Raw genomic sequence first — 13,417 nt, 5'->3', positions numbered from 1 at the left:
CTGTCTGTCTTGTCTTCAGTTACAGAGCAGCCCCAGCACCCGCAGGCCGTTCCCGGTACTCCGGCTGTCCCTGCGCCCTGTATTGCGGACGGCGATCTGCAGCACCCCTCGCTCCGTTTGAACCGGGAATAATGCCAGGACAGGACGGTAGGCTCCCGGACACCAGTCATCGAACAGATTGATTTCAGTGTAAGGCCCGCCGTTCAGCGAGTATTCCAGAATCCCCGAATCAGGCCCGTACAGCAGCACCAACCCGGCACCTTGTCCGGTCACGGTGAACGTGAATTCCGCCTGCGGGTCCTCCGTACAGGCATGTGCTGTAGCGAACCGCCAATTCATCAGCGGCTCCCCCGGCTGCAGCTCCTGCACGCGGAAGGCTGCCGAATATTCGGCAGTGCTGTAATCCAGCATTCTTGCGTACTCATAACTCCGGGGATCGAGCGGAGGTACGGGCAACACCGCCGCTCTCGTGGCCGCATTATCCTGCGATTCTCCCGCCGCTCTCACCTCGGATGCCTCTTTCTCCATGGACGTTCCCGGCATTTCCGTTGCTTCTTTTCCTTTCGCCCCTGTCGCCGCTCCCGCCGCCCCCTTACCTTCCGCCTGAGAGCCGCCGCACGCAATCTCCTGCTGTACATACTCCTGCACAAAGGCGGCATACAGCGCATGTCCGTCGTCGAGCGGATGGTAGCCGTCAGGAGCGAACCGCTTCCAATCCAGCTCCCCTGTGCGGATCATCGTATATACCATGGCTGCACAGTCAATCGAAGGGATGCCGTAATATTCGGCCACCTCCTCATGCACGGCGATGTTGAACGGCTTGTAGCCGGTCAGGTTCTTATCCGCCGCCATATACACGAAGACCAGCTCCGTCTCCGGCGACAGCCGCCGGCACTGGCGGACAATTCCCTCCATGCCGCGGATGGACTCCCCGCGGTCCTCCCCGTCATTGACGCTGAATTCGATAAACAGCAGATCTACCGGCCCTTCCCGCAGCACATGCTCCTGCAGCCGGTGCGCTCCGAAGATGGAGGTCGTCCCGCCGACTCCGGCATTGATGCAGCGCACGGGATGGCCGGCGTACAGCCTTTGCAAATAGGCTCCGGTCCGTGCGCGCCAGCTCGCCGCACTCGCATCCGAAGCGCCCGCCCCCTCCGTAATCGAGCCGCCAAGGAAAGCTACCGTCAGCGGGGTATTCCCCGCAAGCTTGCTCCGCATTCCGGGCAACCCCCGGCGCGGCATGATACTTGGGTGGCCGACATTGCCGGCGCTATTCTGAACGCACATGATTTCACCTCCATAATCAATGAATCTGCCTGAGCCTGCCCTTGCGGTAAAAGTTCGCACTCGCTATCAACAGCAATGCCGGCCAAGTGGCCGGCATCACTATTGCAGCATTCCGCCCGCCCGCGTTACCGCGTTATGCGGCTTTATTTGGCCGACACATCATACGCCTTCTGCAGAATCTCCAGATAACGGTCCAGCTTGAGGTCCTTCAGACCCTTCACATAAGCGTCCCAGTCCTTGTTCAGATCCTTATTGCCAGTGATGAACTGCAGCTCGTTCTGCTCAATGTAATTTCTCAGATTCGTCTGCAGCATGCTGGCTTCGTCGATATCGCTCGGATCAATCCAGATCGACCATAGCGGGAACAGATCCTTCGGTTCATGGCCCTGATACAGCAGGGTAGCATCGTACAGTCTGCGTTCATAACCGCTCGAAGCATAGATATCCGTTCCCTGGACGAAGGTGTCCCGGTATTCCTTCGGCATATAGAAATGGCCCATTCCGCTCCAGCCCGCATTGCGCGGCGCTTCACCCTCCGCCAGCGGAATCGACTTGATCATCGGCTTGGAATCCTTGCCGAGTGCCACATCACCTTCGCCCGGATCAGTCCAGTCAATGCCCTTCATTCCGCTGGCCGCATTGGTCTGGCCTTCCGGTGTGAACATATAATCCACCATTTTGATCAGGGCGATCTTCGCTTCCTCACTCGCTTTGTTGGTGATGACGAACTTGGCTCCTGAGGTTACACCGCCTGCATCATGTGTGGTGAACGATACGCCGGAGGGACCGGTAAGCGGAGCCAGCGGATTGTAATGCGCCGAACGGGTGTTGCCCGGATCAATGTTCACGAAGATGGCCGGGTGCATGCCCGCACCGGCGCCAAGAATTTCTGCATCGGCATTCTCGCCGATTTTCTTGAAGGCCTCAGCATTCTGGGTGAAGGCTCCCGGATCAATCAGCCCGGCATCGAACAGGGACTTGATGTAGGCCAGGCCCTCTCTCCACTCCGGCTTAACGGCTGCCGATTCAACCTTGCCGTCAGGCGTCAGGTTGAGGTAATTGCGGTCATCGTCATAGACGAAGCTGTTCATCAGATAAGGAATGATCCGTACGCCGAAGTCTTCCGTGGAGCCGCTCAGCGGCACTTCATCCGCTTTGCCGTTGCCGTTCGGGTCTTTGGTTTTGAAGGCCTCCAGCACCTGCTTGAATTCCTCGGTAGTCTTCGGCTCTTCAAGATTCAGCTTCTTCAGCCATTCGGTATTGATCCACATTTTGTTGGGATAAGAGCAGTGGAAGCATTCCGTGTAGGCGCCCAGACCGTAAATATTACCGTCCGGTGCTGTGACGAGCGTCTTCAGCGCAGGGGTCTTTTCCATCGCTGCCTTGATGTTCGGGGCATGCTGCTCAATCAGATCATTCAGCGGAACAAGCACGCCCTGCTGGCCGTATTTCAGCACATCGCCCTGGGAGAATTCGTCGATATAAGAGGTTAGCAGATAGGCGTCGGGATAGTCCCCGCTGGCCAGCGAGATCTGGCGCTTCTCTTTGGCCCCGTCGGACGGGTTGATCTGCCAGTTGAACTTGATGGCGAATTTGTCCTGCAGGAAGGCGGTGAACTTATTGGTCGGGATATCAATGCCCGATTCCTGAACCGCAAACACACTGACCTCCACAGGTGCCGCTGCCGCTGGTGTATTTCCGCCTGCATTTCCACTAGTGGCCTGGGCGCCCGAAGGGCTGTTTGTGTTTTTGCCCGAGCATCCGCTGATTACAACGGTAAGTACCGTTACCAGCATGAACAAACGAATTAGGCTTTTTCTCAAAATCAATCACTCCCTCTTTATAATTGAACAGGGTGAATGCAGATGCGGTTGCCGGACCTTAGCCCTTGACGGAACCCACCAGCATGCCTTGAACGAAATAACGCTGCACAAAAGGATAAATCACCAGCACCGGCAGCGTAGCCACAACAATCAGCGCATATTTCAGAAGCTCCGCCATCTGCTGCCGTTCTACCATCGCCATCGCATCCATCGCTCCGGCACTGTTATTCTGGATGATGATACTGCGCAGGACCAGTTGGAGCGGGAACAGATCCGCCGACTTCAGATAGATTAGCGCGTCGAAATAGGAATTCCATTGTCCCACCGCATACATCAGCACCAGCACCGCAAGGATCGGCTTGGATAACGGAAGCACGACGCTGCGGATGAACCGCATATCACTGCAGCCGTCAATCTCACTGGCTTCCAGCAGCTCCTCCGGGATGGAGGACTGGAAGAAGGAACGGGCAATAATCACCTGCCATACCCAGATCGCGTTCGGAATCAGGAGCGCCCAGCGGGTATCAATCAGATGCATCTGCCGGACCACCATATAGGTGGGGATCAGCCCGCCGCTGAAGATCATCGTGAACGTAATCACCATCATTAACACATTCCGGCCAAAAAACGCTCTGCGCGATAACGGATACGCAATCATAACCGTAAGGGTCACACTGATTAAGGTACCAGCCGCCGTATAAAAAATCGAGTTGGCATAGCCGGAAACAATCTCATGCGTGCTGAATAATACCCTGAACGCCTTGAAGGAGATATCGACAGGCCAGAGCCACACCCTGCCGGAGGTAACTGCCGCCGGACTGCTGATGGAGCTGCTGATAATGAAGATAAGCGGATACAGTACGGCGATCACTACAAGGACGAGTACCGTATAGACCACCGTGAGGAAGATCCGGTCACCGGTGGATTCTTTGATTTTGTGGGAAACTGCTGGCAAAGCGGCCATACGCGCACTCCTTTCCTACCAGATGCTGTTGTTCGTGATTCGTTTGGCCAAGCCGTTAACCGTAAGCAGCAGGACCAGATTAATGAAGGAGTTGAATAAGCCGACGGCGGTGGCGAAGCTGTAATTGGCGTTCAGCAGGCCGATCCGGTACACATAGGTGGCAATAATCTCAGAATTCACGATATTCAGCGGATTCTGCAGCAGATAGACCTTTTCAAAACCGATCGCCATCACATTGCCCACATTCAGGATCAGAATAATCACAATCGTCGGCACAATGCCCGGAAGGTCGATGTGGCGGATCTTCTGGAACCGTGAGGCTCCGTCCACCTTGGCTGCTTCATACAAAGTAGGGTCGATGCCGGCCAGGGCGGCCAGATAGATAACGGCGCTATAGCCGGCGGTCTGCCAGATATCGGACCAGACATAAATCGAGCGGAACATGCCAGGCTCCCCGAGGAAATTCACCGACTGCAGCCCGAAGAAATTCAGGGCAATATTGGCGAAGCCGAGGCGCGGGGCCAGAAACAGCATAATAATGGAGACCATAACCACCGTCGAGATGAAGTAAGGCGCGAAGGATACAAGCTGGACAAACCGTTTGAACCGTCCGCCGCGGATCTCGTTGATCATCAGTGCCAGCAGGATTGGAATCGGGAACCCTGCCAGCAGCAGGAAGCCGCTCAGCAGAATGGTATTTTTCACCAGCGTCCAGAACATCGGATTCTCGAAAAAGAGTTCAAAGTTCCTAAAGCCTACCCATGGACTGCCCCAAATGCCTTTGATCACGTTATAATCCTTGAACGCCAGAACCGCATTCGCCATCGGATAATACTTGAAAATCAGAAAAAACAGCAAAGGTAGAATGACCAGCAGATGGAGCTGCCAGTGCTTCAGCATGCTTTTTCCGGCGTTTGACAGCCAGCTCTGGCCTTTGCTGCGGGGCGCCGGCTTGTGGTGTAATATCAGATTCTTCTCCAGAATAATCCCCCCTATGAATGATGCCAGCGTCAGTGTTGCTTGTGTGTGATAGCGCTTTCTCCACGACTCGATCATAAGGTCCGGCGGCGGGTCCTGAACAGGTACACTTCCGTATTTTACGTACAGTTAACCCGGAATCCGGGGTTCATAGCATACGCTTACATCCTGAATTCCGCCTGTACAGGCTGTTCCCCGTACCCCCACAATGGAGGTAACAGCTGCTCATCTTGGCAAGAAGACCTGTTGGTGAATCAGGTAACTTAGGAGGTAGAAGTACTGTTGGGGGCAAGTACCGTTGGGGGGCAAGTACCGTTGGGGGGGCAAGTACCGTTGGGGGGGCCAAGTACCGTTGGGGGGCAAGCACCGTTGGGGGGCAAGTACCGTTGGGGGGCAAGTACCGTTGGGGGGGGCAAGTACCGTTGGGGGGGGCAAGTACCGTTGGGGGGGCAAGTACCGTTGGAGCTTGTTTGCTGACTCTGGTAACAGTCGCCTGAATATCTGAGGGATTTATCCCTCTCATTCCCCCCGATCCACCACTTCCGGCGCATTCAGAGGGATTTGTCCCTCTCATTTCTCCCGATCGCCCACTCGCGGCGAATTCAGAGGGATTTGTCCCTCTCATTTCTCCCGATCGCCCACTCGCGGCGAATTCAGAGGGATTTATCCCTTAGACTTCTCATGAGGTGCACTTCTGCTCCTCCTTCCCTCGCCCCGCCCGCTTCCGGCCGCATGAGGTGCACTTCTGCTCCTCCTTCCCTCGCCCCGCCCGCTTCCGGCCGCATGAGGTGCACTTCTGCTCCTCCTTCCCTCGCCCCGCCCGCTTCCGGCCGAATGAGGTGCATTTCTACCCCTCTTCTCCTCGTCCCGCCCGCTTCCGGCCGAATGAGGTGCACTTCTACCCCTCATCGCCTCGTCCCGCCCGCTTCCGGCTGAATGAGGTGCACTTCTGCTCCTCTTTTCCTCGTCCCGCCCGCTTCCGGCTGAATGAGGTGCACTTCTGCTCCTCTTTTCCTCGCCCCGCCCGCTTCCGGCCGAATGAGGTGCACTTCTACCCCTCATCGCCTCGTCCCGCCCGCTTCCGGCCGAATGAGGTGCACTTCTACCCCTCATCGCCTCGTCCCGCCCGCTTCCGGCTGAATAAGGTGCACTTCTGCTCCTCATTCCCTCGTCCCGCCCACTTCTAGCCTAATGAGGTGCACTTCTGCTCCTCATTCCCTCGTCCCGCCCGCTTTCAGCCGAATGAGGTGCATTTCTACCCCTCATCGCCTCGTCCCGCCCGCTCCCGGCCTTCCTCGGATATATCCCGACCCCAAAAACGGCCGCCCTATCCGGTTCGTGGACAGCAGCAGCCGCTTCAGTGTGTGAATTCATGCCTTCCTAGTCGTTATGCGAACGTCTGTAGGTGCTCGGCGAGAGGCCGGTCAGCCGTTTGAACGCCCGCCGGAAGGAATGCGAGCTGTTGTAACCGACTCTGGCTGCAATCTCATCGACGGTGTACCGGCTCTCCTTCAGCAGGATAGCCGCTTCATCCATTCTCACCTTAATCAGATGATCCGAATAATTCACACCCGTTACTTCCTTGAACAGCTGCGAGATATACTTCTCCGGCCGCTCCACATGCTCGGCGACGCGGTACAGGGTAAGCTCGGTGTCGGCATACATCTCTGCGGTATACTGATACATCTGCTTGATGATCTGGGTATGGGCGTCCTTCTTTTTGTGAGTGATGTATCCGCACAGCTCTCCGGTCAGCTCAAGGAATTCCGCCTGGATAGTCTCCAGCGCCGAAGAAGTGCCGATGTCGATAATCTGCCGTTTGACGCTCTCCCCGAGCGGAGACTCCATGAAGATTTTTTGATCGAGCAGCTTGAGAAAAGTCCCCTTCAGCTCCCCGATCAGCTGATGCTTCATCTCCAGCGACAGCTCCCGGGGGCCAAGATTCTGCGCGAAGGTAGCTTCAATGATTCTTCTGGCCTCCGCCACCTCTCCGGCACGGATGGTGCTGATCAGACGCTGCTCCGTCTCCAGCGGATAATAGTAGGTGGTATTCTCAATCTGCACCTCCTGATGGCGTACGACTCCTTTGCTGTTCGTATAGACGGCATACTCCAAGGCCTGTCTGGCCTGTTCAAAGGATTCGCTAACCTCTGTAACTGAAGAGAAATACGCCCCAAGGCCACCCTGCACCGAGATGCGGTATTCCTCGAACACCTGCTGAACCCACCGATCCATCAGATGCTCCGTCCCGTCTTCATGGCCCGCTGGTCCCCCGTCCTCTGTGCTGGAGAAGAACAGGATGACTATTTTGTCCGAACCCATATCCGTCATCGGGAGCGGGCCCGCGAGGTCCGTGAACATCTGCTTCAGCAGAAGCCGGGCGGCATTCAGCTCATTCAGAATTTCGACGCTGTCCATCCCGGAGTAACCCTTGATCTGCAGAACCCCGGCATATCCGCTTCCTTCACCCAGACCAATATCCGCCTGCTCGGCTGCGGAGATAATCTCTTCCCTGGATTCGAATTCCCCGGCGATCAGCCGCTTGAGAAAAGCATCCCGGACCACAGGCAGCTGGCGGGTAAGCTCACTCTCCAGCAGCTTGTTCTTGGTAATCATATCGGCGATATTCCCGCTCAGGAAGTCGAATTCATTGCGCTCCGGGCTGCCCTCTTTGCCGAACTGCTCCTTCATTACAGCCAGGAGCCGGTTCATCGGCATACTGTTCCTGTGGGCCAGGACAAGCCCGGCCAGCAGACCGAGGAACAGGGCACCAGCGGTAATCATCCAGGTCATATGCTTAATGGTATTCGCGTTCTCCATCAGCACACTGCGCGGAATACCTGCCTGATACACCCAGCCGTTCGTGCCGGAGCGGGTCGTAATGACAAGATCGTCCCTGTAGAACTGGCTTACCTTATCCCCGTCAAACAAGGGGTCGGCAGCCATTCTATCCACATAGGCATCGTTTTGCCCCTGAAGGACTATGGTATTGCCGTCCGCATCACTGATATGTACCCAGCCGCCATCACGCCCGGTCAGCCCGGACAGCAGACTGGCGATGATCTTCTCGTCAATATTGACCACTACGACTGCCGGAGAAGAGTTGTTGAAGCTGTCCAGCGGCAGCGACTGCATGTAGGTGATCACCGAGGTCTGCGTCCCTTTGCTTACATAAGCACTCAGCGGCTTGATTTCACTGCGGTGCGTCCGTTCCAGAATCTCTTTTTGCCAATCCGCCAGGGAGAGGTCTGCGTAATGGTATATATCATAATAATGATCCGGGCGGTAAGAGGAGCCGGCGGTCAGCACCAGATCATAATTGGCCAGATAAATATAATAATCCTGCAGAAAATCATTGGTCTGTCCGAACGTCAGAACATTGCGCATCGCTCTCCAGATTCCGAATACGTTGGTTGCACCGCCCCGTTCATTCATCAGCACATTCAGTTCCTGATTAATCGCCAGCTGCCGCGTAAGCCCCTCGACCTCAGCCATGCGGCGCTCCAGGATCTCCTGGCTTTTCTCGAGCTGGGTTACGCTGTTCTCAATAGAGATGGATTGGGTTACAGAGATGGAGGTACGGTAGGACATATAGCCCCCGATGCTGGGAATGATTAAGATGACCAGATAGGAGATCAGAAATCTGCGGAACAGCTTGGAGTACTTGGGCATGAAAAGATTCCCCCTCTAGTGGTAGCGCTATCATTATATTAGCTTAAAACAATTTGCCATCCAGTCAAGCATTTGTCATACGCACCTTGCATAGCAGGAGTCGGGAATGAATAAAAAGCAGCGATGCGAAGCCGGCATCGCTGCTTTTTATTAGCCATTCCGATTACGCTGCCTGCACCCCGCTGCCGCCCGGCGCGGTCATCGCGGGAGCGGGAGCGGCAGTGTCAGCGCGAAGGATACTATCCTTCACAAGCTTAGACTCAGGCGCTAGGATTCACTGAGCTGCTCACCGCCTCCTTCCGCTGGCTTCCAGCCATGATTCACCGCAGCCTCCATGATGTCCGCATAAGCCCAGTGGGTGAGTGGAACATCCCTCCACGGAGAAGCAGCGATTCCCTTCAGCGGCCCTCTGCCGGTCAGTCTGTTAAGCACCGTAACCGCCTCTGCCCGCGTTACAGGATTGCCGGGCTTGAAGCTGCCGTCAGGATAGCCGCTCAGGATTCCGGCACCTTGCGCCTTCTGGATGGCTTCCGCCGCCCAGTGTCCGGCAATATCCGGGAATCCGCGGCCGGCGGCACGGTCTGCCGGGATCAGCCCGGATGCCAGACTCGCCATCTCCGCTCGGGTAATCAGCTGCCCGGGCCTGAAGCTGCCGTCGCTGTAGCCCTTCATCAGCCCGGCTTCTGCCACCCGGGCAATGGCTCCTGCCGCCCAGTGGCCTGCGCTCACATCCTTGAAGGAAGCCGGCCCTCCGCCGGTCTTCGGGGATATTGCTGCGGCGAGCATCGCTGCCATCTCGGCGCGGGTAATCTTCCGGTCCGGCTGGAACAAGCCGTCCGGATAGCCTTTGGCATATGCAGAATGCTGCTCCACTGCAATGCCGGGCGTAGAAGACGGGGTGACCGCTGGAGACGATGCAGGCGTCCCGGTCACTACCGGCGAAGCCGTTGCTGCCGGAGCTGAATTCCCTCCGGTGTGCGCTGTGCCTCCTGGCTGGGGTGTGGCTGTACCCTCCGGCGTTGCAGTGGCTTCCGGGGTAGTACCCGGAGCCGGGGTTGCCGTCGGCTCTTCACCCGGGCCCCCGTTAGCACCCTGCAGGGTGATTCGCAACTGATCGGCCAGCATAAGTCCGCCTGACTTCTTCACGGCCTTCAGCAGATGCGAGCCCGCACCCAGTCCCGGGATTACAGCAAGCGTCCGCATAATCTGCCGGTTCCCGCTGTAGGCGCTGGCTGTCTGCCGCAGTTCGCCGTCCACATACAGCTCAATGTCCCCCAGTTCCGGGCCCTTCGGTCCCACCAGTGAAATCCCCGTACCTGTAAAAGCATACTCAAAATAGTCCCCGTCCGTCTCCGTGGAATGCACATCGTTCTGATAATCCCCGAGGAATTCAAAGGTCAGTGCAAGCGTTCCTGCCGGTTGTGCGGCAAGATAAGACTTAGAAAGCGTGACCGTACTGCCGGATAGCGTATAATCCGTGCCCTCCACCAGCGGCGTTGCCCCCTGGCGGATGCCGCCGAACAGCCCCGGCTGCCGGAGCAGGGTTACCTCAATGTCCGCTTGAGCAGGAGCTGCCTTGTTGAAGGCGGCCTCCACCGGATTGATCAGGTCGGGAATCTCCACCTTCAGCATATCCAGCAGCATGAACCGCCCCGATTTTTTCACCGCCCGCAGAGTGTGAATGCCTTCCTCCAGGCCGGAGATGCGGTACAGGCTCTGCTGGGCCAGCCGCCCGTTGCGGTACGCGCTTACCGTCTCCTTGTATTCGCCGTCCACATAGATATCCATATCTCCCTGCGAGCTGTCAACTTCGGTATAGAGGCTGATCCCTGTACCCTTGAAGTCATACTCGAAGGAGTCACCGTTATTCTCGGTGTACTGCACATCATCCTTATAGTCTCCCATGCCTCTGCCAGTGCTGCGGGACCATGACCCGTTATAGGTGATTCCCGGATCATCATTGTTGATCTGTTCGTAGCGCACTGCGGAGGAGCCTGTGATCTGGACCGTGAACCGCTCGCTGCAGTCTCCGTCGAAGACGAGCGTCAGCTCTGCCAGGCCGGATGGCTGGTTGAGCAAATACTCTTTTTTCAGGATGACTGTGCTGCCGTCAGCAGTGTAATCGGTGCCCGGCTGCAGGGCAGTCCCCTTATTGTTGATTACCAGCAGCGAATCGCTGCCTGCGGCCAGCGCAATCTCCAGATCGGCCTGGCTGCCGGATGACTTATCGAAGCTGCCTGTCTGCGGATCAACAAGTTGGCCAGTCGTCATCCGCAGCGCATCAAGCAGCATATACTGGCCGGAGTCCTTGACCACCTTCAAGGTATGCTCGCCCTCCGTCAACCCCGAGGCGCTGTATACAATCTGCTGGGCCTCCTTGTCCCCGCCAGTATACGTGCTTATCCGCTGCGGCTCTGCCGCCCCGTCCAGATACACCAGCATATCGCCTTGGGCCGGGTCCTTCTCCGTCAGCAGCTCAATTCCCGTCCCGCTGAAGGTATACCGGAAATAGTCGCCGTTCTGCTCCGTATAATGCACATCTGCCCTGTGGTCCCCGGCAGATCTGCCGGTCGAGGAAGACCACGCCCCGCTGTAGGTAATGGCCGGATTGCTGTCATTGACATAGACTGAGCGGGTAACCGAAGCTCCGCCTCCGGCTCCGGGATTGCCCGGCTCCGGCCCAGCGCTGCCTCCCTGTTGTCCGCCGTCCCCCGGCTCTCCTTCACCGGGGGCAGGTGAGGAATCTCTGATGCTGATATTCATATCCTGGCTGCCCGGAATCTGCTCCTTCCCGCCGTTACGCTTCCAGGAGCCTGTATAGCGCAGCCCGGTATCATCATCGTTCACCGTCGAGATGCCTTCCTTGGCGGTCACCTTGAACAGCCGCGAAGCGTGAGGTTCAAGCGCGCCTGAACTGTACCCGTCCCCGAAGGTTCCAAGCTCGGTGTGGCTCCACAGATCACGGACAGAAGCCGGCCCTTCCAGGCCGATATCACTCCACTTCATCCCTACCTCTGCACTGCGGCTGCCGAGATTGAACAGGGCCACATTGTAGGTGCCATCGCCGTTATTCGCATACCACACCTGCTGCTTGGTATCCATCGACACCGGATGGGCCGGACGACCGGACTGGTTGACGGCGATAACCTCATCATTCGTCAGCAATTGCAGCCCGTACTCATCCAGCCGGGTCATATCGTTGCCGATATAGAGCTGAGCGGCAGACACCGCCCAGAAGGTCATGGCAGTCTGCCGTTCATCCTTGGTCAGACCATCCATCGCACCGTTTCCGACATTCAGCGAATCGAAGTCGTTCCACCCGCCTGGGCCGGCATCCCGCCACCATATGGCCGCATCCGGGAACAAGCGGGCAATGTTGGCCCATTGGGTCAGACCCACATTGCTGTCATAGGCTTCCACATCCCACTGAATCCGCCAGCCGTTGGCGTACTTCTTCCAGAAGTCCACATAGTTATGGTCCAGCGCCCAGGAGAGCTCGAACCAGATGTCATGGCGGGCCAAGGCCTTGGACCAGGCTTCCACATCGCCGCGTGCATCAAGGCTAAGATTGTTGATTCCCGACCCCGGCGTCACGCTGTCAAATTTGACGAAGTCGATACCCCATTCGCCCAGCATATCAGCGATGGAATCAATATACTTTTGCGCGCAGGGGTTGCTGAAATCAATCTTGTAGCTGTAGGCGTTCCATGCATCCACAATCTTCAGCGGCTGCACGGCAATGTCCTGCATCCGGCATTCTCCGCCTGTACCGTAGATTTCAAGATTCTGATTATAGGCGTCGATGGACAAGCCGGGGATCAGGTAGATTCCGATTTTTTGCCCGTTGTTGTGGACATAATCAATGACCTCCTGGAACCCGTCCGGATAACGCTCCGTACTTGGCAGGGGTCTGCCGTATTCATCCATACTCCCGTTCCAGCCTGCGTCAATATTAATATACTCATAACCGTGCTGCTGCAGCTTCTCATGCATGGCATCCGACTGCTTCTTGATGCTGTCCGCCGATATCCAGTTTCCTGAAGGCTCATACACCTGCATACTGAAGCTGCTCCAGCCCATATAAGGCTTCTGCGCCAGCTCCTTGTCCGCTGCCTCTGCAACATTCTGCCCGGTTCCCGCAAGTCCGGCCTGTGCCGCTGTCATGATCAGCATCAGCAGACACAGGCCGATTCTCTTACCCAGTGACTTCAACTCCCCCAGCTCCCCTCGGCAAATTATAAAGCGCTTTCTTTCGAGAAGATCATAGGCCGTTGCCGCCCCCTTGGATAGGTACATCTGCGGTGTTCAGCGTACAGCTCCCCCTGCCCATGGGGGACAAAACTCAGCCGGGCATCCAGATTCCCTGCAGTTATTACTCCTTGTGACGGTGAATGGCGTTCGGGGATTAGCTGGATTTCCTCCACTTCCTAAGACCTCACGGGTAGCCTTACCGATTTTAGTTGGATTTTCTCCACCTAATTTTTCCTCTTCCCTCGCTTTTCTCCGATCCGGGTGGCAGCAAGTGCTGTTTCTCCAACTAATCTACCGTATACAGAGATTTCTGCGTTATTAGATGCCGTTTTTCCACTTAGCTGCCCTCTGCCCTTCTCTTCCATACGGTTGGGCCAAACAGAAAGGGTCTGCTGCGGAGAGGACATTGGCACAATCTGCGCTACTTCAAGCAACACAAAAA

7 protein-coding genes are annotated in these 13,417 nt (G+C 56.7%); all 7 read right to left on the bottom strand.

All coding sequences use genetic code 11. The annotated features are described in order from the left end of the window. Window positions 1-15: 15 nt before the first annotated feature. The 7 genes from KDC22_RS08255 to KDC22_RS08225 all read right to left on the bottom strand — a co-directional run bounded on the left by KDC22_RS08255 (window position 16) and on the right by KDC22_RS08225 (window position 12,936). Window positions 16-1,287: an SGNH/GDSL hydrolase family protein gene (locus KDC22_RS08255; RefSeq protein ID WP_211722688.1), complete on the bottom strand. Its 1,272-nt coding sequence runs from the start codon at window positions 1,285-1,287 to the stop codon at window positions 16-18. 143 nt (window positions 1,288-1,430) lie between these two features. Beyond that, the gene (locus tag KDC22_RS08250; RefSeq protein WP_246553392.1) at window positions 1,431-3,110 is read right to left on the bottom strand and encodes a type 2 periplasmic-binding domain-containing protein; all 1,680 of its coding nucleotides are present in this window, start codon (window positions 3,108-3,110) and stop codon (window positions 1,431-1,433) included. A gap of 58 nt (window positions 3,111-3,168) precedes the next feature. Further along, window positions 3,169-4,074, bottom strand: a complete 906-nt coding sequence (locus KDC22_RS08245; RefSeq protein WP_211722687.1) for a carbohydrate ABC transporter permease — start codon at window positions 4,072-4,074, stop codon at window positions 3,169-3,171. 15 nt (window positions 4,075-4,089) lie between these two features. Then, the gene (locus KDC22_RS08240) at window positions 4,090-4,974 is read right to left on the bottom strand and encodes an ABC transporter permease (RefSeq protein ID WP_211723945.1); all 885 of its coding nucleotides are present in this window, start codon (window positions 4,972-4,974) and stop codon (window positions 4,090-4,092) included. Between the two features lie 731 nt (window positions 4,975-5,705). Then, window positions 5,706-5,897 (bottom strand): hypothetical protein, encoded by a 192-nt coding sequence (locus KDC22_RS08235; protein WP_211722686.1) that lies wholly within the window; start codon window positions 5,895-5,897, stop codon window positions 5,706-5,708. Between the two features lie 535 nt (window positions 5,898-6,432). Then, the gene (locus tag KDC22_RS08230; RefSeq protein ID WP_211722685.1) at window positions 6,433-8,724 is read right to left on the bottom strand and encodes a helix-turn-helix domain-containing protein; all 2,292 of its coding nucleotides are present in this window, start codon (window positions 8,722-8,724) and stop codon (window positions 6,433-6,435) included. 267 nt (window positions 8,725-8,991) lie between these two features. Continuing rightward, window positions 8,992-12,936, bottom strand: coding sequence for an S-layer homology domain-containing protein (locus KDC22_RS08225; RefSeq protein WP_211722684.1), 3,945 nt, complete (start codon window positions 12,934-12,936; stop codon window positions 8,992-8,994). Window positions 12,937-13,417 lie beyond the last annotated feature (481 nt).

This window comes from Paenibacillus tritici (genome assembly GCF_018207515.1).
GTDB lineage: Bacteria > Bacillota > Bacilli > Paenibacillales > Paenibacillaceae > Paenibacillus_AQ > Paenibacillus_AQ tritici.
The sequence above is the reverse complement of the archived record's forward strand: the minus strand, read 5'-3'. Positions and strand labels throughout refer to the sequence as shown.